Source organism: Streptomyces sp. NBC_01268 (assembly GCF_036240795.1).
In the GTDB taxonomy this organism is placed as follows: Bacteria; Actinomycetota; Actinomycetes; order Streptomycetales; family Streptomycetaceae; genus Streptomyces.
This window is the reverse complement of the sequence record NZ_CP108454.1, coordinates 1396776-1422623: the sequence shown is the minus strand read 5'-3', so window position 1 is coordinate 1422623 and position 25848 is coordinate 1396776. Positions and strand designations below refer to the sequence as shown.

Annotated in this window: 19 protein-coding genes and 1 pseudogene; 7 read left to right on the top strand and 13 right to left on the bottom strand. The window is 75.1% G+C overall.

Going from position 1 to position 25848, the window contains the following annotated elements; all coding sequences use genetic code 11:
* Positions 1-45 precede the first annotated feature (45 nt).
* Together OG309_RS05970 and OG309_RS05965 are read left to right on the top strand one after the other, a co-directional pair.
* On the top strand, positions 46-1218 hold the full coding sequence (locus OG309_RS05970; RefSeq protein ID WP_329418746.1) for an exonuclease SbcCD subunit D: 1173 nt from the start codon (positions 46-48) through the stop codon (positions 1216-1218).
* Positions 1215-4268, top strand: coding sequence for an SMC family ATPase (locus OG309_RS05965; protein ID WP_329418745.1), 3054 nt, complete (start codon positions 1215-1217; stop codon positions 4266-4268). The genes OG309_RS05970 and OG309_RS05965 overlap by 4 nt, the downstream gene beginning before the upstream one ends.
* Here the strand turns inward: OG309_RS05965 and OG309_RS05960 are convergent.
* The 3 genes from OG309_RS05960 to OG309_RS05950 all read right to left on the bottom strand — a co-directional run bounded on the left by OG309_RS05960 (position 4258) and on the right by OG309_RS05950 (position 7061).
* Positions 4258-4707 (bottom strand): Lrp/AsnC family transcriptional regulator, encoded by a 450-nt coding sequence (locus OG309_RS05960; protein ID WP_329418744.1) that lies wholly within the window; start codon positions 4705-4707, stop codon positions 4258-4260. The genes OG309_RS05965 and OG309_RS05960 overlap by 11 nt on opposite strands.
* Before the next feature lie 88 nt (positions 4708-4795).
* A complete protein-coding gene (locus OG309_RS05955) occupies positions 4796-6514 on the bottom strand; it encodes a DUF885 domain-containing protein (RefSeq protein WP_329418742.1) in 1719 nt (572 codons plus the stop codon).
* Between the two features lie 49 nt (positions 6515-6563).
* Positions 6564-7061 carry an Lrp/AsnC family transcriptional regulator gene (locus tag OG309_RS05950; RefSeq protein ID WP_329418741.1) on the bottom strand — a complete coding sequence of 166 codons (498 nt, stop codon included), beginning with the start codon at positions 7059-7061 and terminating at the stop codon, positions 6564-6566.
* A 60-nt stretch (positions 7062-7121) separates the two neighbouring features.
* On the opposite strand from OG309_RS05950, the gene OG309_RS05945 reads away from it, so the two are divergent.
* The gene (locus OG309_RS05945) at positions 7122-8363 is read left to right on the top strand and encodes a trans-sulfuration enzyme family protein (protein WP_329418739.1); all 1242 of its coding nucleotides are present in this window, start codon (positions 7122-7124) and stop codon (positions 8361-8363) included.
* Here the strand turns inward: OG309_RS05945 and OG309_RS05940 are convergent.
* From OG309_RS05940 to pdxR, 5 genes are all read right to left on the bottom strand, one after another.
* Entirely contained in the window at positions 8284-9681 is a 1398-nt protein-coding gene (locus tag OG309_RS05940; RefSeq protein ID WP_329428169.1) for a GNAT family N-acetyltransferase, read from the bottom strand. The genes OG309_RS05945 and OG309_RS05940 overlap by 80 nt on opposite strands.
* A gap of 106 nt (positions 9682-9787) precedes the next feature.
* The gene (locus OG309_RS05935) at positions 9788-12499 is read right to left on the bottom strand and encodes a DUF7824 domain-containing protein (RefSeq protein ID WP_329418737.1); all 2712 of its coding nucleotides are present in this window, start codon (positions 12497-12499) and stop codon (positions 9788-9790) included.
* Positions 12496-13914, bottom strand: coding sequence for an SWIM zinc finger family protein (locus OG309_RS05930; RefSeq protein WP_329418736.1), 1419 nt, complete (start codon positions 13912-13914; stop codon positions 12496-12498). Before OG309_RS05930 ends, OG309_RS05935 begins: the two co-directional genes overlap by 4 nt.
* A gap of 139 nt (positions 13915-14053) precedes the next feature.
* A complete protein-coding gene (locus OG309_RS05925) occupies positions 14054-15637 on the bottom strand; it encodes an alkaline phosphatase D family protein (protein ID WP_329418734.1) in 1584 nt (527 codons plus the stop codon).
* Between the two features lie 220 nt (positions 15638-15857).
* Entirely contained in the window at positions 15858-17324 is a 1467-nt protein-coding gene (pdxR, locus tag OG309_RS05920) for a MocR-like pyridoxine biosynthesis transcription factor PdxR (protein WP_329418733.1), read from the bottom strand.
* Here pdxR and OG309_RS05915 point away from each other — a divergent pair.
* Positions 17315-18208 (top strand): annotated as a pseudogene (locus OG309_RS05915) (EamA family transporter); the annotation flags it as partial. The gene pdxR and the pseudogene OG309_RS05915 overlap by 10 nt on opposite strands.
* Before the next feature lie 39 nt (positions 18209-18247).
* Here OG309_RS05915 and OG309_RS05910 read toward each other — a convergent pair.
* Positions 18248-19087 (bottom strand): alpha/beta fold hydrolase, encoded by an 840-nt coding sequence (locus tag OG309_RS05910; protein WP_329418731.1) that lies wholly within the window; start codon positions 19085-19087, stop codon positions 18248-18250.
* A gap of 125 nt (positions 19088-19212) precedes the next feature.
* Here OG309_RS05910 and sigJ point away from each other — a divergent pair, with 125 nt between their 5' ends.
* Together sigJ and OG309_RS05900 are read left to right on the top strand one after the other, a co-directional pair.
* The gene (gene sigJ / locus OG309_RS05905; RefSeq protein ID WP_329418729.1) at positions 19213-20106 is read left to right on the top strand and encodes an RNA polymerase sigma factor SigJ; all 894 of its coding nucleotides are present in this window, start codon (positions 19213-19215) and stop codon (positions 20104-20106) included.
* 259 nt (positions 20107-20365) lie between these two features.
* Positions 20366-21106: a GntR family transcriptional regulator gene (locus OG309_RS05900; protein ID WP_329418727.1), complete on the top strand. Its 741-nt coding sequence runs from the start codon at positions 20366-20368 to the stop codon at positions 21104-21106.
* 109 nt (positions 21107-21215) lie between these two features.
* Here OG309_RS05900 and OG309_RS05895 read toward each other — a convergent pair whose 3' ends face one another.
* A complete protein-coding gene (locus OG309_RS05895) occupies positions 21216-22373 on the bottom strand; it encodes an ROK family transcriptional regulator (RefSeq protein WP_132918910.1) in 1158 nt (385 codons plus the stop codon).
* A gap of 143 nt (positions 22374-22516) precedes the next feature.
* Here OG309_RS05895 and OG309_RS05890 point away from each other — a divergent pair, with 143 nt between their 5' ends.
* Positions 22517-22900 (top strand): hypothetical protein, encoded by a 384-nt coding sequence (locus OG309_RS05890; RefSeq protein WP_329418725.1) that lies wholly within the window; start codon positions 22517-22519, stop codon positions 22898-22900.
* A gap of 59 nt (positions 22901-22959) precedes the next feature.
* Here the strand turns inward: OG309_RS05890 and mug are convergent, their stop codons facing one another.
* From mug to OG309_RS05875, 3 genes are read right to left on the bottom strand one after another with little or no spacing between them, the layout of a single operon-like run.
* The gene (mug, locus tag OG309_RS05885; protein WP_329428166.1) at positions 22960-23532 is read right to left on the bottom strand and encodes a G/U mismatch-specific DNA glycosylase; all 573 of its coding nucleotides are present in this window, start codon (positions 23530-23532) and stop codon (positions 22960-22962) included.
* Positions 23529-24971 (bottom strand): adenylosuccinate lyase, encoded by a 1443-nt coding sequence (gene purB / locus OG309_RS05880; RefSeq protein ID WP_329418723.1) that lies wholly within the window; start codon positions 24969-24971, stop codon positions 23529-23531. Before purB ends, mug begins: the two co-directional genes overlap by 4 nt.
* A gap of 59 nt (positions 24972-25030) precedes the next feature.
* Positions 25031-25813 carry an SGNH/GDSL hydrolase family protein gene (locus OG309_RS05875; RefSeq protein ID WP_329418721.1) on the bottom strand — a complete coding sequence of 261 codons (783 nt, stop codon included), beginning with the start codon at positions 25811-25813 and terminating at the stop codon, positions 25031-25033.
* Positions 25814-25848: the final 35 nt, after the last annotated feature.

Below are 25848 nucleotides of genomic sequence, written 5' to 3'. Positions count from 1 at the left end.
CGAGCGCGCCGCCGCTGTCGTACCCCACCGATACGCTCGGGCGTCATGAGGCTTCTGCACACGTCGGACTGGCACCTGGGACGGTCGTTCCACCGGGTCGCCCTGCTCGACGCCCAGGCCGCGTTCCTCGACCACCTGGTGGCGACGGTGCGCGAGCGCGCCGTGGACGCCGTCCTGGTGGCCGGCGACGTCTACGACCGGGCCGTGCCCCCACTGACCGCCGTGGAGCTCTTCGACACCGCGCTGCACCGGCTCGCCGACGCCGGGGTGCCCACCGTCATGATCTCCGGCAACCACGACTCGGCCCGCCGCCTCGGCGTCGGCGCCGGACTCATCGAGCGCGCCGGCATCCACCTGCGCACCGACCCGGCCGGTGCCGGCACCCCCGTCGTCCTCGCCGACGCCCACGGCGACGTCGCCCTCTACGGACTTCCCTATCTCGAACCGGCCCTGGTCCGCGAGCAGTTCGGCGCCGAGAAGGCCGGTCACGAGGCCGTGCTCTCCGCCGCCATGGACCGGGTCCGCGCCGACCTCGCGAGCCGCCCCGAAGGCACCCGCTCGGTCGTCCTCGCGCACGCCTTCGTCGCGGGCGGGGAGGCCAGCGACAGCGAGCGCGACATCACCGTCGGCGGGGTCGACTCCGTCCCCGCCGGAGTCTTCGACGGCGTCGACTACGTGGCCCTCGGACACCTCCACGGCAGCCAGACCCTCACCCCCCGGGTCCGCTACTCCGGCTCGCCGCTCGCCTACTCCTTCTCCGAGGCCGACCACCGCAAGACCATGTGGCTGATCGACCTCGGAGCCGACGGCGCCGTCGAGACCGCCGAGCGCGTCGACTGCCCCGTGCCCCGGCCGCTCGCCCGGATCCGGGGCCGGCTCGACGACCTGCTCGCCGACCCCGGCCTCACCCGTCACGAGGAGTCCTGGGTCGAGGCCACGCTCACCGACCCGGTGCGCCCCGCCGAGCCCATGGCCCGGCTCGCCGAGCGCTTCCCGCACACCCTCCACCTGGTCTTCGAACCCGAGCGCACCGAAGGCGACCCCGTCGTCTCCTACGCCCGGCGGCTCCGGGGCCGCGACGACCGGCAGATCGCGGAGGACTTCGTGGCCCACGTACGCGGCGGCACCGGCCCCGACGGCGCCGAACGAACGGTCCTGTACGGCGCCTTCGACGCCGTCCGGGTGGACGCGGCCCAGCGCGAGGTGAGCGACCGGTGAGACTGCACCGCCTGGCCATCACCGCGTTCGGGCCCTTCGGCACCACCCAGGAGATCGACTTCGACGCCCTGTCGACGGCCGGGCTCTTCCTCCTCCACGGCCCCACCGGCGCGGGCAAGACCTCCGTCCTCGACGCCGTGTGCTTCGCCCTGTACGGGGCCGTCCCCGGCGCCCGCCAGGCCCCCGGCACGAGCCTCCGCAGCGACCACGCCCCCCTCGGCCTGTCCACCGAGGTCACCCTCGAACTCACCGTGGGCGAGCGGCGCCTGGAGATCACCCGCCGGCCCGCCCAGCAGCGCCCCAAGATGCGGGGCGGCGGCTTCACGACCGAGAGGGCCCAGAGCCGGCTCCGCCAGTACGACCCCGAGACCGGCGAGTGGGCCGGCCTCAGCAAGTCCCACCAGGAGATCGGCGAGGAGATCACCCAGCTCCTCGGCATGAGCCGCGAACAGTTCTGCCAGGTCGTCCTGCTGCCCCAGGGCGACTTCGCCCGCTTCCTGCGCTCCGACGCCGAGGCCCGTGGCCGGCTCCTCGGGCGCCTCTTCGACACCCGCCGCTTCGCCGCCGTCGAGGAACGCCTCGCCGAGCTGCGCCGGTCCGCCGAGCACGAGGTGCGCGAGGGCGACGAGCGGCTGCTGGCGCTCGCCCACCGGATGGCCCAGGCCGCCGGTGACGGAGGCGCCGCCGTCGCGGAACGCCCCGGCGAACCCGGCCTCGCCGAGTCCGTCAGGACCCGGGCCGCCCTCGCCCGCACCGAGGCCCGCGAGCACCTCGACATCGCGGCCCTGCGCCTCGACGCCGCCGAGCGGCGCGAGGCCGGCGCCCGCGCGGCGCTCGACGCGGCCCGGGAGCTCGCCGACCGCCAGACCCGGCACGCCGACGCGGTCCGCCGCCGCGAGGAGCTGGCCGAGCGGCGCCCCCGGCGCGACGCGTGGCAGGAGGCCCTGGACCGTTCCCTCAAGGCCGACCGGGTCGCCCCCGCGCTCGAGCTGCGCGAGGACGCCGAGCGGGCGCACCGCGCGGCGGCCGCCGCCCTCGGCCGCGTCCGGTCCGGCCTGCCCGCGGAGCTCGCCGAGGCCGGTGCCGAAGAGCTCTCCGCCCGGGAGCGGCGTCTGCGCGAGGAGCGCGGCGGCCTGGAGTCCGCCCGCCGGGCCGAGCTCCGCAGCGCCGAGCTCGCCGCCGAGCGCGCCACCCTGGAGCGGGAGGCACGCGCCGACGAGGAGCTCCTCCAGGACGCCGCCGACTGGCAGGCCGGCTGGGAGCCGCACCGCGCCGGGCTCCAGCGGCGCGTGGAGGACGCCCAGGACGCCACGGCCCGGGCCGAGCACCTCGCGGGCCGCCTCGACCCCGCCCGCCGCCGGCTCGCCGCGGCCCGCCGCCGCGACGACCTGACCCGTGAGCTGGCCGCCGCCCGCGACCGGCTCACCACCGCCCGCGAGCGGCGCAACGAGGCCCACGAGAGCTGGCTGGACGTCAAGTCCCGGCGTCTGCGCGGCATCGCGGCCGAGCTGGCCGCCGCCCTCGAACCCGGCGCCCCCTGCCAGGTCTGCGGCTCCGCCGCCCACCCGGACCCGGCCCGCACCACCGCCGACCACGTGGACCGCGCCGCCGAGGACGCCGCGTACGCCGCCTACACCCGCGCCGACGAGGCGCGCACCACGGCCGAGACCGCGGTCGCCGCCACCGCCGAGGCCCGGGAGGCGGCCGCCCGGGAGGCCCTCGCCCCGGACACCGGTCCGGACACCGGTCCCTCGGCCGACCCCGCGGCCGGGCCGAGCGTCGCCGAACTCGCCCACCAGGTCGAGCAGCTGACCCGCGAGCACGCCGAGGCGCACGCCCTCGCCGCGCAGACCCACGCCGCCCGCGAGGCGCTGGCCCGAGCCGAGCGGGAGTACGAGGAGCGGGGCGTCGCCCAGCGCGAGGCCGAGCGCCGGGTCGCCGCGCGCACCTCGCGGCGCGAGGCGCTGGAGCAGCAGCACAGCGCCCTGGAGGTCGAACTCGACCGCACCAGGGGCGAGTCCGGCAGCGTCGCGGCGTACGCCACGGTCCTGGAGCGGCGCATCGCCCTGCTGATCGAGGCCACCGAGACCGTACGGGCCGCGGAGCAGTCGGCGAGCGCGCTGAAGCAGGCCGACGCCCGGCTCGCGGACGCCGCCTTCCGCAACGGCTTCGACACCCCGGCCGAGGCCGCCGCCGCGCTGCTCGACGAGACCGCCCGCCGCGGGCTCCAGCAGCGGGTCGACGCCTGGGACGCCGAGGCCGCCGCCGTCGCCGACCGGCTCGCCGAGCCCGCCACCGCGGCCGCCGCCGGACTCCCGCCGGCCGACCCGCGGGCCGCCGGGACGGTCCACGTCGTCGCCGAGCGCGCGCTGCGGGAGGCCGCCGCCGCCCTCGCCGCGGTACGCGACCGGGGTGCCGAACTGTCCCGGCTGTCCCGGCAGGCCGACACCGAGTCCCGCCGCCTCGGTCCACTCCGCGAGGAGTACGAGCGGGTGGCCGGGCTCGCGGCCCTCACCGCCGGCACCTCCGCCGACAACGAGCGCAAGATGCGCCTGGAGTCGTACGTGCTCGCCGCCCGCCTCGAACAGGTCGCCGCCGCGGCCACCGCCCGGCTCCAGCGCATGTCCTCCGGCCGCTACACCCTGGTCCACTCCGACGCCCGCAGCGGCGGCCGGCGCGCCGGCCTCGGCCTGCACGTCGTCGACGCCTGGACCGGCAACGAGCGCGACACCGCAACCCTCTCCGGCGGCGAGACCTTCTTCGCCTCCCTCGCGCTCGCCCTCGGCCTCGCCGACGTCGTGACCGACGAGGCCGGCGGGATCCGGCTCGACACCCTCTTCATCGACGAGGGCTTCGGCAGCCTCGACGACCAGACCCTCGACGAGGTCCTGGACGTCCTGGACTCGCTGCGCGAGCGGGACCGCAGCGTCGGCATCGTCAGCCACGTCGGCGACCTGCGCCGCCGCATCCCGGCCCAGCTGGAGGTCGTCAAGGACCGGCACGGCTCCGCGGTCCGGCTCCGAACCGGAGGGGACGCGTTCAGCGGCTGATCGCGCGCCGGGGGAGCGGCGAGGAGTACACCACGCTGGTGGTGACCGAGCCGAGCGTGCCCACCTTCCCGGAGATCTCCTCCAGGTGCTTCATGGACCGGGCGGCGACCTTGAGGACGAAGCAGTCGTCGCCCGTCACGTGGTGCGCCTCCAGGATCTCGGGCGTGGCCGCGACGAGGTCGTGGAAGGGCTTGTAGTTGCCGTTCGGGTAGCGCAGCCGCACGAAGGCGAGGATCGGCAGACCGAGCCGTTCCTGGTCGACGACCGCCGTGTACCCGGCGATCACTCCGGCCTCCTCCAGGCGGCGCACCCGCTCGGTCACCGCCGAGGCCGACATGGACACCGCGCGGGCGAGCTCGGCGAAACTGGCCCGGCCCTGCTCCTGGAGGGCATCGAGAATCCGCCAGTCCGTGGCGTCCGGGATGTATCCGCTGGTCATGGGCGTGACCTTGCAGGGAAATCCCCGGGAGCGCAAGCGAACCCCGGGGACTTCCCCTGCTTCGGACCGTCCGGCCGGCGCATGCCGGTCAGAGCCGGGACAGCTCGTCCACCAGGTCGTCCAGGCCGAGCGGTCCCTGCGACAGGGCGGCCATGTGCCAGGCCTTCGCGTCGAAGGCGTCGCCGTGCGCCGCCTGCGCGTTGGCCCGGCCCAGCAGCCAGGCCCGCTCGCCCAGCTTGTAGCCGATGGCCTGGCCCGGCATCGACAGGTAGCGGGTCATCTCGCTCTCCACGAAGGCCGGCGGACGGCTGCTGTGCCGCTGGAAGAACTCCTGCGCCAGCTCCGGCGTCCAGCGCTCGCCCGGGTGGAACGGCGAGTCCGCCGGGATCTCCAGCCCCAGGTGCATGCCGATGTCGACGATCACCCGACAGGCACGCATCATCTGGCCGTCCAGGTAGCCGAGCCGCCGCTCCGCGTCGCCGAGGAAGCCGAGCTCGTCCATCAGGCGCTCGGCGTACAGCGCCCAGCCCTCGGTGTTGGCACTCACCTTGCCGATGGTGGCCTGGTAGCGGGAGAGCCGGTCGGCCACGTGCGCCCACTGCGCGATCTGCAGGTGGTGCCCGGGGACGCCCTCGTGGTACCAGGTCGACACCAGGTCGTACACGGGGAAGCGGGTCTGCCCGTCGACCGGCAGCCAGGTGCGGCCCGGGCGCGTGAAGTCCTCGGACGGGCCGGTGTAGTACGGGGCGGCGGCACCGCCGGGCGGGGCGATCCGCGACTCCACCCGGCGCACCCGCTCGGCGAGTTCGAAGTGGGTGCCGTCCAGGGACTTGATCGCCTCGTCCATGAGCTGCTGCAGCCAGGCCTGCACCTCGTCGACGCCCTCGATGTGGGTGCCGTGCTCGTCGAGGTGGGCGAGCGCCTCCCAGGGGCCCGCGCCGGGCAGGATGCGCTCGGCCTCGCCGCGCATCTCGCCGAGCAGCCGGTGGTACTCGGACCAGCCGTACGCGTAGGCCTGGTCGAGGTCCAGGTCGGTGCCGTTGAAGAAGCGCGACCAGCGGCGGTAGCGCTCACGGCCCACGGTGTCCGGAGCGCCGGCCACGGCCGGGGTGTACACGTCGCGCATCCAGTCGCGCAGCTCCACGACGGCCCGGTCGGCGCCCGCGCCCGCCTCCACCAGCTCGGTGCGCAGCTCCTTGCCGACCGGCTCGTCGGCGGCCGAGGCGAACCCCTCGAACCAGCCCCGCGGTTCACCGTTCTCGCCGGTGCCGCCCGCGCCCGCCCACTCGGTGAGCTGTCCGACGAAGGTGGCGGTGGCGCGCGGACCGCCGAGCATCCCGCGCTCCAGACCGAGGGCGAGCGAGGCGCGGTAGCCCGCCAGGGCCCCGGGGACCGCGCGCAGCCGCCGGCCGACCGCAGTCCAGTCCTCCTCGGTCTCGGTGGGCAGCATGGTGAAGGAGAGGCGCACACTGTGCGCGGGCGAGCGGAGGTTGCTCACCGCGCACAGGCCCTCGTCCCCTTCGTGCACGATGAGCTGGGCGTTCAGCCGTTCCCGCAGCAGCCGGGCGCAGCGCCGCTCCGCCTCGTCCTCGGCACCGGGCCGGCCCTCGGCCTCGTCGAGGAGGGCGAGGGTGCGACGGGCGAGGTCGGCCATGGCCTCCTGGCCGGCGGGGGAGAAGTCGGGGAGGCGACCCGAACTCTCCTTGACTCCCAGGTAGGTACCGGTGATCGGGTCGAGTTCGATGAGTGCGTCGACGTATTCGTCGGCGACCTGACGGGGAAGCACGATGCTGGAAGTCTCTGGCATGGGACTCATCCTCGCCCGTGCGAGCTCTCCGCGTCACCCTCAATCGATCTCAGTCGGCTGACAAATGAGCGCTCGGGACCGGGGGCAGCAGGGGGCCGCACTCCCACTCCTGGAAGATCAGCCGGGTCTCGACCCGGGCCACCTCGCGCCGCGAGGTGAACTCGTCCAGGACGAGACGCTGCAGGTCGGCGGGGTCGGCGACGGCCACGTGCACCAAGTAGTCGTCGGGCCCGGTGAGATGGAACAGGGCCCTCGACGCCGGCAGCGCGCGGATGCGTTCGACGAACGGGCCGATGAGTTCGCGCCGGTGCGGGCGGACCTGGACCAGGAGCAGCGCTTCGAGACCCCGGCCGAGTTTGGCCGGATTCAGCTGTAGGCGGTGACCGAGGATCACTCCGGAGCGACGCAGTCGGGCCACCCGGTCGAGGCATGTGGAAGGCGCGACGCCGACCTCGGAGGCGAGCTCACGGTAGGTGGTCCGGGCGTCGTTCTGCAGCAGGCGAAGTATGTGCAGATCGACCGTGTCCAGTACGACGGAATCGGCCATCGGCCGAACGTAGCACGGCGATTTCCCGCTACGCGCCGGTATCCGTTCACAGTGCCGCCCATGGACACCCCCATGGAACCCCTGGCACCGGTCACCCCCGGCGGCGCGGCCCACCCGGCACGGGCGCTGGCCACCGAAGCCGTGCACGCCGGACGCGACGACCTCGCCGGACTCGGCCTGCACGCCGCTCCGATCGACCTGTCCACCACCTACCCTTCGGCGGACACCCGGGCGGAGGCGGCCCGCATCGACGCCTTCGCCGCCACCGGCGCCCGGCCCGACGGCCCGCCCGTCTACGCCCGGCTCGACAACCCGACCACCGCGCGTTTCGAGACCGCGCTGGCCCGACTGGAGGGCACCGAATCCGCCGTCGCCTTCGCCAGCGGCATGGCGGCCCTGAGCGCCGTCCTGCTGAGCCGGGCGAGCCTCGGGCTGCGCCACGTCGTGGCCGTCCGCCCGCTGTACGGATGCAGCGACCACCTGCTCAGCGCCGGGCTGCTCGGCACCGAGGTGACCTGGACCGACCCGGCGGGCGTCGCCGACGCGATCCGGCCGGACACCGGCCTGGTGATGGTCGAGTCGCCGGCCAATCCGACCCTGGCCGAGGTCGACGTCCGGGCCCTCGCGCACTCCTGCGGCTCGGTGCCGCTGCTCGTCGACAACACCTTCGCCACCCCGGTGCTCCAGCGGCCCGCCGAGCAGGGCGCGCGCGTCGTGCTGCACAGCGCCACCAAGTACCTGGGCGGGCACGGCGACGTGATGGGCGGGGTCGTCGCCTGCGACGAGGAGTTCGCCCGGGGGCTGCGCCAGGTGCGGTTCGCTACCGGCGGGGTGCTCCACCCGCTCGCCGGCTACCTGCTGTTGCGCGGTCTGGCCACGCTGCCGGTGCGGGTGCGGGCGGCCTCCTCGACGGCGGCGGAGCTGGTCCGCAGGCTGGCCGCCGACCCGCGGATCGCGCGGGTGCACTATCCGAGGATCGGCGGGGCGATGGTCGCCTTCGAGGTGTACGGGGACCCCCACGAGGTGATCGCCTCGGTGCGGCTGATCACGCCGGCGGTGAGCCTGGGCAGCGTCGACACCCTGATCCAGCACCCGGCCTCGATCAGCCACCGCATCGTGGGGGCCGCGGACCGCAGGTCCGGCGGGATCGGTGACCGGCTGCTGCGGATGTCGGTGGGGCTGGAGGACGTCGAGGACCTGTGGCGGGACCTGACCCGGGCGCTCAGCGACCGGCCGGCCGCTGCTCCGGGCGCGGAGCCGGTTCCCGCCGGTCCGCGGACCGGCCGTCCAGCCGGGCGGTGACGACCAGCGTGCCCTCCTCGATCTGGTAGTCCAGCGGCAGGTTCAGGCCGCGCATGGCGGCGACCATCCCGGTGTTGGAGGACTGGGTCACCGCGTAGACGCTGTCGCAGCCGCCCTCCTCGGCCATCGCCACCAGGCGGCCGAGGAGTTCGGCGCCGATGCCGCGGCGCTGCCAGTCGTCCTCGACCATCAGGGCGACCTCGGTCTCGTCGCCGTCCCAGAGCAGATGGCCGAGGGCGACGATCCGGCCGGAGGCCGTCTGCACCGCGAGGGTGCGGCCGAAACGCGGGCTGAGCAGGTGGTCGAGGTAGCGGTCGGCGTCGCCGACGGGACCGTGGTAGCGCAGCCGCAGGGTCCGCTCGGAGCAGCGGTCGTGCAGGGCGCGCGCGGCGGCCAGGTCGCGCTGGTCGGCGCGCCGGACCGTGATCGCGTTGCCCTCGGGCAGGGTGAGGACGTCCTGGCCGCGCGGGACGCGCGGGCCGAGGCGGGCGTCGAGCTCGACGAGCGCCCGGGCGCGGGCGAACTCGGTCGGGGTGAACGGCAGGTAGGGCCGCTCGATGACCAGCGTGCCGCCGTTCGGGTCGCGCAGCCGCATGCTGGTCTCCTCCAGGACGCCCTCCACCGGGGCGATCTCGCCGTTGGGGCGGCCGCTGAGGGAGACGGCGGGAACCGAGTGGAGGGTGCACCGGCCGAGCAGCTGGCGCAGTGCCAGCGGGAGTTCGGCCGAGTCGAGGGCGGTGCGGGTGGCGAGGCCGAGCAGCCGGGTCGGGGTGTCCACGAGGTCGTGGGCGTCGGCCCGCTCGGTCCAGGTGTCGCTGCCGCCGGCCGCGGCGACGGCCCGGGTGAGGGTGGCGGTCTCCAGACCGGCGGGCGCCCGCAGCAGGAACTCGTCGACGGTCCCGTCGGCGAGCGGGTGGGTCTGCAGGGTCAGGATGTCGACACCGTGACGGGCCAGCACCGAGCACAGCGCGGCGAGGCTGCCCGGGGTGTCGCGGACCGTGGTCCGCATCCGCCACAGGGCCGTGCCCGCGGACTCCTCCACGGGACCGGCCCCGGCGGTGGACGGCGGCGGGTGTTCCCCGCTGCCGGGATCGTCGGCGGGCGGCGCATGGCTGTGGCGCCGTGCCCACCAGGTGTGGAAGGCCGCGGTGGCGACCAGCGCGATCGCCGAGAAGACCAGCAGGTAGGGACCGTCGGGTCCCTTGGCGATGGTCTTGGCGATCGAATCGGCCACCACCACGGCGGTGAACATCGCGGCCAGCTCGATCACGTCGTGTCGCCAGCGGTGGGTGTGGCGGGCGTTCTTGCGGGGATTCATGGAGTCCATGACCTCACTGTGACCCAGCGGTGTTGCGTGATCACGAACGCTTTGTGACCGACGGGTTAAGTGCCGATCTGCTGGCTTTGTGGCTGGTTTCGACAGGTTATGACGCGGTCTGATCGGCTCCCTGTCCGAGTGCGCTCAGCAGCCGCCGTGCCTGCACCACCGCCTGCGAGGATCCCGCCCGCGCCGCCGCCTCCGCGAGGCCCGGCAGCGTGCCCCCGGCCCCGCACCGCTCGACGCACTCGGCGGCCACCGCCAGCAGCTCCCCGAGCCCGCGCGGCGGCTTCGGCGCGGCGAGCAGCCCCGGCAGCAGCACGCCGAGCACCGACCAGACCGTCCCGTACGCCCCGGTCGCGGCCGCCGTGCGGGACGCGTCCGCGAGCCGGTTCGGCTTCACCGTCCCCTCGGCCAGCAGCAGCCCGAGCCGACCGCCCAGTGCCGCGGCGTCCAATCCGCCCCGGGCCGCGAGCACCAGGAGCGCGTCGACGGCGGTCAGCCGGTCCTCCGCGTGCCGGCCGCCGAGGCCCACGGCGAGCGCGACATGGACGGCGGGACCCACCGGCCCCTCGCCCTCGGCGAGCGGGGTCAGCCCCCAGGCCGAGCCCCGGGCGTCCCACTCGGACCCGTTCCCCACCTCCGGCAGCAGCCACACCGCCAGCGTCTCCCGGTCCTGGGGCAGCACGCCCGGCCAGTGCGGGTGCTGCCCCGACCAGTGGCGGCACCGGCGGGCGACCTCGGTGGACTCGCCGCCCAGCCACTGGAACGGCGGCGGGAACTCCTCCCGTATCGTCCGCCGCTCCCGGAACGCCACCACGACCCGGTCCGCCAGCCACCACCGCCCGGAGCGGATGTCGGGCCCCCGGTCCAGGAAGCGCACCCCGGGCGCGAGCGAGACGTCGGCCGTCAGCCACGCCGCGAGCCGCTCGCCCGCCCGGGTGCCCAGCGCCGCCGCCCCCTCGGCGGCCGCGGACACCCCGGGACCGGACCTCCGCACCCGCAGCAGCGCCTGGGCGAGGTCGACGGGGGCGGGCTCGACCCCCGCGTCCCGGTACTCCCGCAACCGCTCGACCAGCACCGGGGCGTCGATCGCACCGGTGTGCAGGGTCGGCGTCGCCAGCAGGAACGGCACCGGCGCCGACGAGGCGACCAGCCACGCGGCCTCCCACAGCCGGGCCTCCACCACCCCGGTGGGCCCCGCGTGACCGCACGACGCCGTACCCCGACGACGCCCGTCCGCGATCCGCGACACGCGCGCCGTCCCCGTCAGAGCGGCGATCACCACCATGATCCCCTGCGGGCCGTACGCGAAGTGGTCCCCGCCGTTCATCCAGTGCGCGTCGCCGAACGTCTCCCGCACCGCCGTCGTGAGCGCCGCCCGGTCCCCGTGCGCGTGCCGTACGAGACCGTCCAGGGCGCGCTCGAACTCCTCCGGCTCGCCGGGCCGCCGCACGACGGTGACCAGATCCTCGATCAGCTCGGCGATGCTCCCGGCCGTCGGCGCCACCGTGCGCGGCTCCGGGACCGGCGGCAGCACTTCCTCATAGGGGAGCGCGTCGCCCTCCGCCGCCGCTCCGAACAGCTCGACCGCCGCCGCCCGGTGCACCGGGCTCAGCAGCACCGCCGCACCGGCCAGCTCCTCGCGGACCTGCTCGTCCACACCGGCGAGATGGCGGCCCACCAGCTTCAGGGCCCGCTCCTGGATCGCCGTGTCCTCGTGCCCGAACGCGTCCATCACCACCGGCAGCAGCTCCGCCGCCGCCCCCGGCGCCTGGCGCAGCACCTTGGACAGCAGCGTCAACTGCGCCCGCACCAGCTTCTTCTCGGTGCGGAACAGCACCGAGCCGGACATCTCCGCCAGCTCCCGCACCGGCAGGGCACCGTCGAGGGCGAGCCCCGCCAGCACCTCCTGCGCGTGCGCGGCCACCGGCGAAGGGCCGTCGGCCACCATGCCGAGCCAGTCCGGGATCCGTGCCCGTCGCTCCTCCTCCGTGGCCCCGACGACCTGGAGCAGGGCGAGCGGCAGCCGCAGATCGCGCGGCCGGCCGCCCCGCAGCAGCCGGGCCACACAGGCGTCGACCAGCTCCGCCCGGTCGAGCAGCCCCTCGCCCGCGAGGGCGGCGAGCGCGCTGGGCCAGTGGGAGCGCTGGTCCTCGGAACCGGCGGCGGACTGCCAGGCGACCGCGTCCGGGGTCTCGGTCAGGTCGAGGAGGCGGGGGACGAGGACCGGCGTCTGCGGGTCCTGCCGCAGGCTGGCCACGAGGTTCCGGCGGCTCATGTCCGCGGTCCAGCCGCGGACATAGGCGTCGGTGGCGGGCGCGGGGCAGCCGGTCAGCAGGACGAGCCCGTGCACCAGACCGTACTCCTCCTCCGCCAGGGTCGGCCGCTCCGCCAGCCTCCGGGCCACCTCCGTGAGCCACGCGTGGTCGCGGTGCGCGAGCACGCCGAGCACCGCGCCGCCCTCGTTCCCCCACTCCTGGAAGTCGCGCCCGCCGATCCACTCCGCGGCGCCGGCCGCCCCCGTGATGCAGCCGGCGCCCGCGAGCCGCAGCGCGCCCCGCACCCGCTGCTGCTCCCGCCACCGCCCCCAGTCCCAGCCGCGGACCTCCTTGCGGAGCCGCTTCAGCTCGGGGACCGCCGCCTTGTGCCCGGCCGCGTCAAGCGCCTTGAGCAGACCGGGCACATCGCCACGCCGCCCCTGGCGCACCGCGTCGAGCAGCTGCTCGACCTGCGCGGAGGGCGCCGTCGCGGTGGCGGTCGCCGGGCCCGGGCCCGCGTCCGCACCCGCGTGCATGTCCGTACCGATCCGCGTCATCGCGCACCTCCCGTGCTGGAGACCGCCGTACCGGCGGCCTCGGTGTGATCCGGCGTGCCGACGCCCCCGCCCCGTCGGGCCATCCGCACGGCGAGCGCGTGCTTGCAGGGGCCCCGCCGTCCCCGGTACTCCGCCCACCATGCGCAGGTGCAGTTCAGCCGCCCGCCCGTCGACTCCCGTACCTGGTAGCGCCGGTCCGCCGAGACCACCGTGGCCAGCTCGCCGTCGAGGGTGACCGCGCCGTGGGCGAGCAGGGCGCGTGCGTCGACCAGACGCGGGTTGTGCCGTTCGGCGCGGTCGGCGTCGTACGGCAACTCCCGGTGGAAGTACGCCGCGTCGGCCACGTCGTACCCCACGCGCCCGGCCGTGCCGAGCCGGGTCAGCGCGGCCCGGACCCGGTCCACGCAGAGGCCCGCCTGCTCGGCCAGGTCGGCCGGGTCGATCCGCGGCTCCCAGGCGAGCAGCACCGAGACCAGCTCCGCGTCGCCCGCGGCCTCGTCCGTGGCCAGCGCCTCCAGGACGCCGCCCTCGCCCGAGAAGCCGCGCGCCGAGTCGGGGGACAGGGTCAGGGTGAGCCGCATCCCGGGCAGCTCCACCTCCCAGGCGCTCGGCGCGGGCGCGCCGTCCGGCACCGGCCCGTACACCCGCAGCGCCGTCGCGTGCCGCAGCACCCGCTCCAGGGCGACGAGCCGGTCGGGTCCGGCCAGGCAGACCGCGCCCGGGAGGGGCCGCGTGGTGGGCCGCAGCGTCCGGCCGGACTGCACCACCCACAGCGGGGCGCCGCCCCGGGCCTGCGAGCGCGGCAGCGAGCGCAGGAAGCGCACCGCCTCGGCGCCCGACAGCTCCGCGCGCAGGTCGAAGCCGGCGGAGGCGACCTGCGCCTCGGCGAAGCCGCGCAGCCAGCGGTCCGGCAGCGGCACCTTCTTCTCCACGACGGGGCCGTCGAGCGTGGTGACCGTCAACTCGTCCGGTCCGACGCGCAGATGCAGGGGGTCGTCGCCGGTGATCCGGGAAAGGGCCTCGCGCAGCGGGTTGTTCACGTCCACGTTCGTCGTGCCGTGGCCGGTCTCCGCGCCGTCCAGGCCCGCGCTCAGCACGTCCAGGCGTGCGTACACCCCTCCGCAGCCCGAGAAGGACTCGAAGCGCAGCCGGTCGCCGTTGCCGGTCACCACCGGGTCCAGCGACGCCGGCCGTATCCGCTGGTAGTAGCGGGCCGCGGCCACGTCGGCGACCGCGAGCAGGCCGCGCGCGGCGATCTGCGGCGAGCTGAGGAAGCCCGCGAAGAACCGGGGACGGGCCTCGGCGCCGCGCGGCGTGAGGCCCCCCGAGGTCTCCAGTCCGAGCAGCCGGCCGGAGCCCAGGGACTCCAGGGCGGAAGGGCGTGCGTAGGCGAGCGCCTGTACGGATCGCGTCATGAGAACGACCGTAGGACCCGCCACTGACAATCGTCTCCGACCGCCCTTGACCAGGCACTTCGAGGCCGTCCGGCCTCCGCTGCGGGGCGGTCCCGCCATTCTGCTCAGGGACCGGACCGACCGGCCGTACGCCGCGGTGTCACTGCCCGACGCGGCCCGGCTGGAGCACCTTGCTGAACAGCACCGTGCCGCCCTCGGCACGCAGGCGGACCGTCAGTTCCCCGCTGTCGCCGTCGATGTCGACCTCGCCGAAGTACTGCGGGCTCTCCATCGGCGACAGGTTGGCCCGCTCCGGCGCCCGTACGAAGACCCGGTCGGGGCCGAAGGTGGCGTCCAGCTTGTTCGCCGGGAAGCCGCCCGCCGCCAGCGGTCCGGACACGAACTCCCAGAAGGGCGCGAAGTCCTGGAAGGCGGCGCGCTCCGGGGCGTAGTGCTGCGCCGAGGTGTAGTGGACGTCCGCCGTGAGCCACAGCGTGCCGGTGATCCGCCGGTGCTTGATGAACCGGAGCAGCTCGGCGATCTGCAGCTCGCGGCCGAGCGGCGCGCCCGGGTCGCCCTGCGCGACCGCCTCGAAGTCGGTGGCGCCGTCCGTGACCACGAGCCCCAGCGGCATGTCCGCCGCGAGCACCTTCCACACCGCGCGCGAGCGGCTCAGCTCCCGCTTCAGCCACTCCAGTTGCTCCGCGCCGAGGATGCCGGTGGTGTCGTCGGCCTGCCGACCCGGCGAGTTCGCGTTGCGGTACGAGCGCATGTCGAGCACGAACACGTCGAGCAGCGGGCCGTACCGCACCACCCGGTTCATCCGGCGCTCGGCGCCGCGCGCGTGGAGCGTGGAGACGGGGAAGTACTCGCCGAACGCCCGCGAGGCGCGGGCCGCGAGGACGTCGACGTCCTTCTCCGTGTAGCGCGGGTCGTCCAGGATCTGCCCGGGGTACCAGTTGTTGCGGACCTCGTGGTCGTCCCACTGCACGAGGGACGGCACCTGCGCGTTGAAGGCGCGCACGTTGTGGTCGAGGAGGTTGTAGCGGAAGTTGCCGCGGTACTCGTCCAGGGTCTCGGCGACCTTCGACTTCTCGGGCGTGGTGACGTTCCGCCAGACGCGTCCGTCGGGCAGCGTGACGCTGGGCTGGATGACGCCGTCCGCGTAGATGGTGTCGCCGCTGCACAGGAAGAAGTCCGGGTCCAGCCGGCGCATCTCCTCGTAGGCGCGGAAGCCGCCGATGTCCGGGTTGATGCCCCAGCCCTGGCCCGCGATGTCGCCCGACCAGAGGAACCGCACCCCGTCGCGGCGCCGTTCGGGCGCCGTGCGGAAGGTGCCGGTGACGGCCTCGCCCGTACGGCGCGGGTCGTCCGGGTCAGCCAGGGTCACCCGGTAGTGGATCTGCTCGCCCGCCGGGAGTCCGCGCAGCGCGGTGGTGCCAGTGAAGTCGGTGCCGGGGCCAAGGAGCGGCCCGTAGTGGCGGTGGACGCGGCGGAACGATTCGCCGGACGAGGTCTCGACGATCATGCGGGCCGGCCGGTCCGAACGGACCCACACCAGGCCCGTGTGCGCGGTCACGTCACCGGCCTGCACGCCCCACGCGGCCGAGGGGCGCCCGGAGAGCGCGAGCGCCGGGCTCGCGAAGGCGCCGCCGCCGACGCTGAGGGCGGCGGCCGAAGCGGCGAGCGATCCACGCAGGACCGTACGGCGTGCGGGGGAAGATGCGGGCGTGCGGTGGGACATCGAAGCGCCTCCGGGGACTCGGCGGGATGGGCCGCCCCCATGCCTAGTGCCCGGGGGAGGCGCGAAGTCGAACCCCACGTGAACAACGGGACGGGGCGGGCGGCTTGACGCCTGTCCGGCCCGACGCCCGTCCACCCCGATGCCCGTCCCCCCCCCGACGCCCGTCCCCCCGACGCCCGTCCCCCCGACGCCCGTCCACCCCGATGCCCGCCCGCGCCCGTCATCCCTGCCCTCCCCCTGCCAGCAGCCCCACCCCCAGCGCGATCTCCCCCGGCGTCAGATGTGCGTACCCGAGGACCAGCCGGACCGTCCCGTCCGAGGAGCGTGCCGTGCCGTGCTCCTCCAGGGAGCGCAGGGCCACGCCCGCCGCCCGGGCGCGGTCCAGGAGGCGTGGTGTCGGGCCGTGCCGCGCGGGCAGGTGGGCGATGAGGTGGAGGCCCGCCGCGATGCCGCTGACGCTGCTGCCCGGGAAGTGCCGCTCCAGGGCGGCCACCAGGGCGTCCCTGCGCTCGCGGTAGGCGCGCTGGCACCGGCGCAGCTGACGGTCGTAGCCGCCGCCGGTCACGAAGCGGGCGAGGACGGCCTGGTCGAGGGCCGGATTGCCGAGGTCCATGGTGCGCTTGCGCTCGACCACCTCGTCGAGCAGGACCTCCGGCACCAGCATCCAGCCCAGGCGGAGTCCCGGCGCGAGCGACTTGCTCACCGAGCCCGCGTACGCCACCCGCTCCGGGTCGAGTCCTTGGAGCGCGCCCACCGGGGCCCGGTCGTAGCGGAAGTCGCCGTCGTAGTCGTCCTCCAGGACGAAGCCGTCCACCGACCGCGCCCAGTCGAGGAGTTCGGCCCGCCGTCGTGCCGAGTAGGCGATCCCGGAGGGGAACTGGTGCGAGGGCGTCACGACCACCGCCCGCACCCCGGACGCGGCCAGCGGCCCCGGCTCCAGGCCCTCCTCGTCGACCGGCAGCCACACCGTGTCCACGCCCGTCGAGGCGAACAGGCGGGCGTGCTCGGGGCTCCCCGGATCCTCGACCCCCACCGTGCGCAGCCCGCGCGCCCGCAGCACGAAACCCAGCAGCGTGGCGGCCTGCGCCACGCCCGAGCACACCACCAGGCGCTCGGGATCGGCCACCACCCCGCGCCTGCGCGCGAGGAGCGCGGCGAGGGCGGCGCGCAGTTCCGGCAGCCCGCGCGGATCGGGGTAGCCGAGCTGCCGGTGGGCGAGTTCGGCGAGGACCCTCCGCTGGGCGGCGCCCCACGCGGCGCGCGGGAAGAGCGCCAGGTCGGGTGTGCCGGAACGGAAGTCCACCCGCACGCCCGGCGCGCGTGGCGCCAGGTCCCGCGCGCCCGGCGCGGCGGAACGCGCCGCGCCGCCCACCCAGGTGCCCGAGCCCCGGTCGCTGCGGAGGTAGCCCTCCGCGGTGAGCTGCTCGTACACCTCGGTCACCAGGCCCCGCGAGACGCCGAGGTCGGCGGCGAGGGCGCGGCTCGACGGCAGCCGGGTGCCGGGGCCCAGCCGGCCCGTGCGCACCGCCTCCCGCAGCGCCTCCTGGAGTGCCCGGCCGCGCCCCCGCGCGGGGGCGCCGGCCGCCGGGAGGAGCACCTCCCAGGCAGGCTGCGGGACACCGGCGGAGGGGACGGTTCCGATGACGTCCCCCCGGTCCGCGCCCCAAGTGGTCCCCGATGGCGTCATGGAAGTGGACCTTAATGCGGAGAGCGCCGCTTCCTAGCGTCGGGACCATGATTGCGAACTCCCTGCGCGGCGCCCTCCTGGTGACCGTCGCCTACGCCCTCGTCGGCGCCTCCTTCACCGCCAACAGCCTGCTCGGCGCCTACCCCTACGCGGGCGGGCAGGCGCTGCGCTACGCCGCCGCCTGCCTCCTCCTGCTCCCCCTCCTCGGCCGCGGCGCCCTCGGGCCGCTGCGTGCCCTCACCGCGCGGCAGTGGCTGCGGGTAGCTCTGGTCGCGGCCGTCGGCATGGTCGGCTTCAACCTGGCCGTCCTGGCCGCAGAGCGGACCGCCGAGCCCGCCGTGCCCGGCGTCCTGGTCGGCTGCGCGCCGGTCGTGGTCGCGGTCCTGGTGCCGCTGACGGAGGGCCGCAGGCCCGCCCGGCCGGTGCTGTTCGGCGCGCTGCTCGTAGCCGGGGGCGCCTTCACCGTCCAGGGCTGGGGCCGCACCGACCTCGCGGGCCTGGGCTGGTCGGTGGCGGCCCTCGCGGGCGAGGTCGGCTTCACGGTCCTGGCGGTGCCGGTGCTGCGCCCGCTGGGGCCGAAGCTGCTGACGGCGGTGGTGTGCGGGGTGGCCGCGGTGGAGTCGGCGCTGATCGGCCTGGTCGTCGACGGCCGTGCCGCCCTGCGCCTGCCGACGGCGGTCGAGACCGGCGCCCTGGTGTGGCAGGCGGCGCTGGCGACGGTCGTCGGTTTCGTCCTCTTCTACATGGGGGTCCAGCGCATCGGCATGGAGAGGGCCACTCTCTGCACGGGTGCCATCCCGGTGGCCGCCGCCGTGACGGCAGCCGCCGTCGCGCACGGCTCCTTCGGCCTGCCGCAGGCTGCCGGGAGCCTCCTCGTGGGGGCCGGGGCGGCCCTGGGCACGGGCCTGTTCTCGCGGACGGGATCAGGCGCCGGTGCGGCTGCCGTCGAGGATCACCCGGGAGACCAGGGCCGGGTCGTCGTTCATGGGGACGTGGCCGCAGCCCGGCAGCCGGACCAGGCGCGCGCCGGGGATGACCCGCTTGGCCCGCACGCCCTGGCGGCGCAGGAGGAGCCGGTCGCGGGAGCCCCAGGCCACGGTGACGGGCACGGCGGGGACGTCGTCGGTGAAGAGGACGCCCCCGCCGGTCGCCAGGGTCTGGTGGAAGCCGGTCGCCGCCCGCAGGGCGAGCGTCTCGGCGACGGCCGCCTCGGGTGAACGGCGTCCGGGGCGCGCGTAGATGGTGCTGGTGAGGACGGTGCGCCCGCCCGCGCTGCGGGAGAGGCGCTCGATCAGCGGGACGGGCATCGCGAGCGCGGCGCCCCGCATGGCGCGCAGGGTCGTGAACGCGTAGCGCCGTTCGGCCTCCGACCAGAACCCGGCGGGGGAGAGGGCCGTCACCGAGCGCACCAGCTTCTCGCGGCCGAGCTCCAGGGCGAGCAGCCCGCCGAGGGAGTTGCCCGCCACGTGCGGGCGCTCGACGCCGAGCGCGGCGCAGAAGGCGCCGAGCACCGGCACCACGGTGCTCAAGTCGTACCCGAACCCCTCGGGCAGGGCGGGGGAGGCGCCGAAGCCGGGCAGGTCGACCGCGATGACGTCCCGCTCGGTCGCGAGGACGTCGAGCACCGGCTCCCAGGCCTGCCAGTGGTGGCCGATCCCGTGGAGGAGCAGCAGCGGCTCGCCCCGGCCCCTGCGCTCGTACGCGACGGTCACCGTGTGCGGCCCGCCGGGGGACTCCACCGGGAAAGAGATCTGTGCGGACATCGGCTGCTCCTGTCGTGGAAAACCCCTGAGACACCCTGTCAGCAACAATTACCCGTGAGTAGAGTCGAGTTCAAGAGCAGGGCCCGAAACTGGACAGGGGCCGTGGCGTGAGCTGGGATGGAACCGTGCCGACCGACACCCTGACCGACCCCACCGACCTGTTCGAAGAGCACCGCGCGATGCTCACCGGCGTCGCCTACCGGATGCTCGGCCGCGCCGCCGACGCCGAGGACGTGGTGCAGGAGGCCTGGCTGCGCTGGGTCGCCGACGACCGCTCCGAGGTCCGCGAGCCCCGCGCCTTCCTCGTCCGCATCACCACCCGGCTCGCCATCGACCGGCTCCGCCAGGTCCAGTCCCGCCGCGAGTCCTACGTCGGCCCCTGGCTGCCCGAGCCGATCGTCACCGACTTCGGGCCGTCCGTGCCCGACACCGCCGAGCGCGCACTGCTCTCCGACTCCGTCTCCCTCGCGCTCCTGGTCGTCCTGGAGTCGCTCTCCCCGCTCGAACGCGCCGTCTTCGTCCTGCGAGAGGCCTTCGGCTTCCCCTTCGCGGAGATCGCCACCGCCCTCGACCGCAGTGAGGCCGCCGTCCGCCAGCTCGCCGGACGCGCCCGCCGGCACGTCGACGAGGGCCGGCCGCGCTACGACGTGGACCCGGCCCAACGGCGCGACCTCACCGAGCGGTTCCTCGCCGCCGCCGCGAGTGGCGACCTCGAAGGGCTGCTCGCCCTCCTCGCCCCCGACGTCAGGCTCGTCGGGGACAGCGGCGGCAAGTCCAAGGCCCCGCTGCGGATCATGGAGACCGCCGACAAGATCGGGCGATTCCTGGTCGCGATCTCCCAAGGCGCGGGGGACGCGTTCGGGATCCGCTTCGCCGAGGTCAACGGCGGCCCGGCGCTGGTCGCCCTGGTCGACGGCAAGGTCGACTCCGTCTTCCAGATCGACATCCGCGACGGACGCATCGCCTGCGTCTACATCCTGCGCAACCCCGACAAACTGCGCGGCCTCACCTTCGGCTGACCTCCCGCCCGCTCCACCGGCCCCGCCCAGGACCCGATCGCGGTCCGGGGCGGGGCCTTTTGCTGCGCAGGGCTCTCCACGACGCGAACGTCCTGTGAACGATCTAGGTCAGAGGGTCACATTCGGGGGCGTTCGGCGGAGGATTGGTCTTGACCAAGGGTGTGCGGCACCTTATGGTCGCAGAGTTAGTGCAGGAACCTTTAATAAACAAGGGCGCGGAAAACCGCCGCGGGACACGGCGAATGTGCGGAGGATCAGGGTGGGGACCACGCAGCTGGAATCAGTGCCGGAGCCGAAGTACTGGCACCTCAAGACCGTGATCGGCGAAGCCCTCGACTCGGACTTCGCGGTCGGCGAGATCCTGCCCAACGAGCGTGAACTGGCCGCCCGTTTCGGCGTCGCGCGCGCCACGCTCCGGCAGGCCCTGGAGCAGCTGGAGCTGGAGGGCCGCCTGCAGCGCCGCCGCGGCGTCGGCACCACCGTCGCCCCGCCCCGGGTCGGCGTGGACGTCTCCACCACCCAGCACGCCTGGCCCGGCGTCGGCGAGGACACCTGGCAGTCCGTGGACTCCGCCTCCGGCACGGCGCCCGCCGCCGTCGCGCGCCTCCTGGAGATCACCCCCGACGAGCCCGTGCACGTGGTGCGCCGCCTGCGCGTCACCGAGGGCCAGCCGGTCGCCGCCGAACTGCTCTACGTGCCCTCCGGATCCGTCCCCGGCCTCGGTGCCGTCGACGTCCCCGGCGGGGTCGACCGCGCCCGCTCCGTGCTGAGCGAGCTCCAGCGCCTCGTCCTCGACGGGCAGGACCGCTCCGTCGAGCTCGGCTCGGCGCGCGCCGACGACGCCCGCGAATTGGACCGCCTGCCGGGCGCTCCCGTCCTCGTGGTCACCACCCGCTACCTCTCCGAGGGCGGCACCGCGGCCGTGTCGGTCGCCACGTACCGGGCCGACACCTGCAAGCTCACCTTCGGCGACTCCGGAGACCTGGTCATGGCCTCCTGACCTCCGCGCACACACCACCGGGCCCGTCGCCCGGACGCCGTCGGTACGGCGTCCGGGCGACGGGCCCGGTCCGTTGTGCGGCAGGCGGACCCCGCGCGCGGGGTCCGCCTCAGCGGCGGGCCGACACCGTGCCGTCCACCGCGAACAACTGCTCCTCGACGTGGTCGAGCGCCAGCCGCAGCGCGCCCGTGCCCACCGCCGCCTCGCCCAGCAGCGACAGGACCACCCGCGGCGGCCGCAGGCAGAACCGCGCGAGCTCGTCGCGGAGCGGCTGGAGCACCCCGTCCAGACCGGCCGCCCAGCCGCCGATCACCACCAGCTCCGGGTCCAGCGCGAGCACCAGCGCCGCCACGTCGTGCACCAGCCGCTGGATGAACCGTTCCACGGCCGCCCCGGCCCGCGCGTCGCCCTGGCGGGCCAGCGCGAACACCTCGGCCACCGCCTGCTCGTCCAGCGGGTGCAGCGGCTCGTCCGTGGTCGAGAGCAGGTGCTCGGGAGTGACGCCCCGGCCGAGCAGGTGTAGGGCCCCGATCTCGCCGGCGGCCCCGCCGTAGCCGCGGTGCAGCCGGCCGCCGATCAGCGAACCGGCGCCGGGGCTCAGTCCGGCGAGGACGAAGACGATGTCGTCGGAGTCGGTCGCGGCACCCTTCCAGTGCTCGGCGACCGCCGCCGCGTTGGCGTCGTTCTCCACGATGACCGGGCAGCGGAAGGAGCGCCGCAGCCGCTCGCCGAGCGCGAGGCCCGTCCAGCCGGGCAGCGCGGTGCCGAGGCGGACCGTGCCGTCCGCCTCCACGATCCCCGGCGTGCCCACGCCGACCGCCCGCAGGTTCGACCGGGGCACCCCGGTCCTGCGCAGCACGTCGGCCACCACCGTCCGCACGCGGTCCAGGCGCTCGTCCTCGGGGGCCGTCTCGGCCACCTCGCGGGAACCCGCGCCGATGATGCGCCCGTCCAGACCGGAGATCAGCGCCGCCACCCGGTGCGGGCCGATCTCGACGCCGAGCAGGTGCCCCGCCTCCGCCCGGAAGCGGAACCTCCGGGCCGGCCGCCCCTGACGCCGGGCCTCGCCCTCCTCGGGCGCCGCCTCGACGACGAGACCGCCCTCGATGAGTCCCTCGGTCACCCCCTCGACCGTCGGCCGGGACAGGCCCGTGACCCGGGTCAGGTCCGTGAGTGTGAGCGCGTCGGAGCCCCGCAGCGCATGGAGTACCACCGCGGAGTTGATCCGCCGCAGCAGCGATGGATCCCCGCCGGTCAGCCGCCCCACCGTGTGCCTCCCAGCTCGTGCGCCTCTTTGCCCGGATGTTACTCAATGGGCGCAGGTGGGGCGAGTGCCGCCCGGTGCGGAACCGGAGCCGGCGGCCGCCTGACGGACCACCAGCTGTCGGTGGCTGCCGCTTTACTGGACCCATGACCCTGGACCGGCACCTCGCCGCCCTCGACCTGATGCGCGCCCGTCCCTTCGGCGACCGCGCCCACCACGTCGCCGAGTTAGCCCCCGGCGACGCCCCCCGGGACCCCGCCACGGCGGAGCGGGCGGAGGCGGAGCGGACGGCCCTCGCCGGGCTGCTGGCCGCCCGCTGGGGCCCGCCCGACCGGTTCGGCCTCGGCTCGCTGCTCCTGCGCGCGGAGCGCGGGGAGCGGATACCGGAGCCCTGGGACCTGCTGAGCAGCTCCGTGCCCGACGTCGAGCTGTGGCGGGTGGAGGGACGGTGGATCGCGCTCGGCCTGCTGGGCGCCGCCGAGGACGCGTACCGGCTGCTCGTGTGCGTGACCGACGTCGACCCGCCGTGAACCGGCCGCCCGCGCCGCACTGCCCTGACGAGCGCCGCCCCCGCGCCCCCGCCCCCGTGTCAGCCCTCGCGCCGGTCCGGCAGTCCGGCCGCCTCGCGCAGCCGGGCGAACTCCTCCGCCATCGACTGCGCGGTCCAATGCGCGTTCAGCCCGCTCGGATTGGGCAGCGCCCAGATCCGGGTCGTGCCGATCGTCCGCTCCTGCGGACCGATCGCCGCCTTCTTCTCGCCGAAGGCCGTGCGGTACGCGGTGACCCCGACGACCGCCAGCCAGCGCGGCGCGAGCCGCTCCACCTTCTCGGTCAGGATCCGGCCGCCCTCCCGGTACTCCTCGGCGCTCAGCTCGTCCGCCCGCGCGGTCGCCCGCGCCACCACGTTGGTGATGCCGAGGCCGTACGCGAGGAGTTCGTCCTGCTCCGCGGGGGCCAGCAGGCGTGGGGTGAGACCGGACAGATGCAGCACCGGCCAGAAGCGGTTGCCCGGGCGGGCGAAGTGGTGGCCCGTCGCGGCGGTCATCAGCCCCGGGTTGATCCCGCACAGGAGGACCGAAAGGCCGCCCGCGGCCACGTCGGGGACGACGCGGTCGCGGGCGGCCTGGAGCTCCTCGGCGGAGAACCGGGGGGTTCGGGTCAGAGGATCGACCCGGGGGTGTAGCCGGCGGCCTCCGGGTACTGCTTGGCGATCTCCTCGATACGGGAGACCACGACGGCGACCTGGTCGGCGGCGGCACCGGTGAAGGACAGCTTGTCGGCCATCAGCGCGTCCAGCTGCGCCCGGTCCAGCGGGATCCGGTCGTCGGCGGCCAGCTTGTCCAGGAGCTCGTTGCGCTCGGCGCCCTGCTCGCGCATGGCGAGGGCGGAGGCGACGGCGTTCTCCTTGATGGCCTCGTGGGCCACCTCGCGGCCCACACCGGCGCGCACGGCGCCCATGAGGACCTTGGTGGTGGCCAGGAAGGGCAGGTAGCGGTCCAGCTCGCGGGCGACGACCGCCGGGAAGGCGCCGAACTCGTCCAGGACGGTGAGGAAGGTCTCCAGCAGACCGTCGAAGGCGAAGAACGCGTCCGGCAGGGCCACCCGGCGCACCACCGAGCAGGAGACGTCGCCCTCGTTCCACTGGTCGCCGGCCAGCTCGCCGGTCATCGACGCGTAGCCGCGCAGGATGACCATCAGGCCGTTGACGCGCTCGCAGGAGCGGGTGTTCATCTTGTGCGGCATCGCCGACGAGCCGACCTGGCCGGGCTTGAAGCCCTCGGTCACGAGCTCGTGGCCCGCCATCAGGCGGATCGTCTTGGCGATCGACGACGGGGCGGCGGCCAGCTGCACCAGGGTGGTGACCACGTCGTAGTCGAGCGAGCGCGGGTAGACCTGGCCGACCGAGGTGAAGGCGTGCGCGAAGCCGAGGTGACCGGCGATCCGCTGCTCCAGGTCGGCCAGCTTCGAGGCGTCGCCGCCGAGCAGGTCGAGCATGTCCTGGGCGGTGCCGACCGGGCCCTTGATGCCGCGCAGCGGGTAGCGGCCGAGGAGGTCCTCCAGGCGCGCGTAGGCCGCGAGCAGCTCGTCCGCGGCGGTCGCGAAACGCTTGCCGAGGGTGGTGGCCTGGGCGGCGACGTTGTGCGAGCGGCCCGCCATGACCAGCTCCGCGTACTCCGCGGACAGCTTGCCGAGCCGGGCGAGGACGGCCACGGTGCGGTCGCGCATCAGTTCCAGGGAGAGCCGGATCTGGAGCTGCTCGACGTTCTCCGTGAGGTCGCGCGAGGTCATGCCCTTGTGGACGTGCTCGTGGCCGGCGAGGGCGTTGAACTCCTCGATGCGGGCCTTCACGTCGTGCCGGGTGACCTTCTCGCGCTCCGCGATGGAGGCGAGGTCGACCTGGTCGAGGACGCGCTCGTAGTCGGTGAGCGCCGCGTCCGGAACCTCGATCCCGAGGTCCTTCTGGGCACGCAGCACGGCCAGCCACAGCTGGCGCTCCAGCTTCACCTTCTGCTCGGGGGACCAGAGGACGGCGAGCTCCGCGGAGGCGTAGCGGCCGGCCAGGACGTTGGGGATGCGGGGCTTCGCAGTCACAGCTGTCACGTGTCCCGATTCTACTGGCGGTTTCTGCAGGCCAGCGCCACGGTCCGGACTGGACTTTGCTACGAGACGGGCGTCACGTCGTACGGCAGCAGCTCCGGGCGCTTCGGGGCGCGCCCGTCGCCGGAGGAGCGGCCGGTGAGGCGGCGTCCGATCCAGGGGGCCAGGTGCTGCCTGGCGAAGCGGGCGTCGGCGATCCGGCGGGCGGCCCAGCCCGGCGGGACGGCCGCCGGCAGCGGGGTCCGCCAGTCCTCCTCGGGCGCCAGGCCCAGGGTCTGCCAGACCGCCTCCGCGACCCGGCGGTGCCCGTCGGCCGTGAGGTGGAGCCGGTCCACGTCCCACAGCCGGGGGTCGCCCAGCACCGGGGTGCCGTAGAGGTCGACCACCAGGGCGCCGTGCCGGGCGGCGAGCTCGTCCACGTACCCGAAGAGCTCCTCCATGCGGGGGCGGAAGCGCTCCATGACCGGGCCGTTGCGGCCGGGGCTGCGCATCAGGACCAGCTGTCCGCAGGACGGGGCGAGCCGCTCCACGGCCTCGCCGAGCAGGCCGCGCACCCGGCCCATGTCGCACGTGGGCCGCAGGGTGTCGTTGAGCCCGCCGACGAGCGTCACGACGTCGGCCTTCATCGCGGCCGCCGTGTCGATCTGCTCGTCGACGATCTGGCCGATCAGCTTGCCGCGCACGGCCAGGTTCGCGTAGCGGAAGCCGGGCGTGCGGGCGGCCAGCCGGCCCGCCAGGACGTCGGCCCAGCCGCGGTAGGAACCGTCGGGCCTCCGGTCCGACATACCCTCGGTGAAGCTGTCGCCCACGGCGACGAGACTGGTGTACGTGGCATTGATCTCCATGGCCCAGCGATCGTACCGCGCGGTATGGCCGCGGG

Bases quoted from the DNA above. Each gene is read 5' to 3' on its own strand.
- OG309_RS05875 (WP_329418721.1), bottom strand. From the start codon at position 25,813: ATGGAGATCAATGCCACGTACACCAGTCTCGTCGCCGTGGGCGACAGC.
- OG309_RS05935 (WP_329418737.1), bottom strand. From the start codon at position 12,499: ATGACGCGGATCGGTACGGACATGCACGCGGGTGCGGACGCGGGCCCG.
- OG309_RS05910 (WP_329418731.1), bottom strand. From the start codon at position 19,087: ATGTCCGCACAGATCTCTTTCCCGGTGGAGTCCCCCGGCGGGCCGCAC.
- OG309_RS05890 (WP_329418725.1), top strand. From the start codon at position 22,517: ATGACCCTGGACCGGCACCTCGCCGCCCTCGACCTGATGCGCGCCCGT.
- OG309_RS05945 (WP_329418739.1), top strand. From the start codon at position 7,122: ATGGACACCCCCATGGAACCCCTGGCACCGGTCACCCCCGGCGGCGCG.
- OG309_RS05940 (WP_329428169.1), bottom strand. From the start codon at position 9,681: ATGAATCCCCGCAAGAACGCCCGCCACACCCACCGCTGGCGACACGAC.
- OG309_RS05970 (WP_329418746.1), top strand. From the start codon at position 46: ATGAGGCTTCTGCACACGTCGGACTGGCACCTGGGACGGTCGTTCCAC.
- OG309_RS05930 (WP_329418736.1), bottom strand. From the start codon at position 13,914: ATGACGCGATCCGTACAGGCGCTCGCCTACGCACGCCCTTCCGCCCTG.
- OG309_RS05960 (WP_329418744.1), bottom strand. From the start codon at position 4,707: ATGACCAGCGGATACATCCCGGACGCCACGGACTGGCGGATTCTCGAT.
- OG309_RS05955 (WP_329418742.1), bottom strand. From the start codon at position 6,514: ATGCCAGAGACTTCCAGCATCGTGCTTCCCCGTCAGGTCGCCGACGAA.
- pdxR (WP_329418733.1), bottom strand. From the start codon at position 17,324: ATGACGCCATCGGGGACCACTTGGGGCGCGGACCGGGGGGACGTCATC.
- OG309_RS05925 (WP_329418734.1), bottom strand. From the start codon at position 15,637: ATGTCCCACCGCACGCCCGCATCTTCCCCCGCACGCCGTACGGTCCTG.
- OG309_RS05950 (WP_329418741.1), bottom strand. From the start codon at position 7,061: ATGGCCGATTCCGTCGTACTGGACACGGTCGATCTGCACATACTTCGC.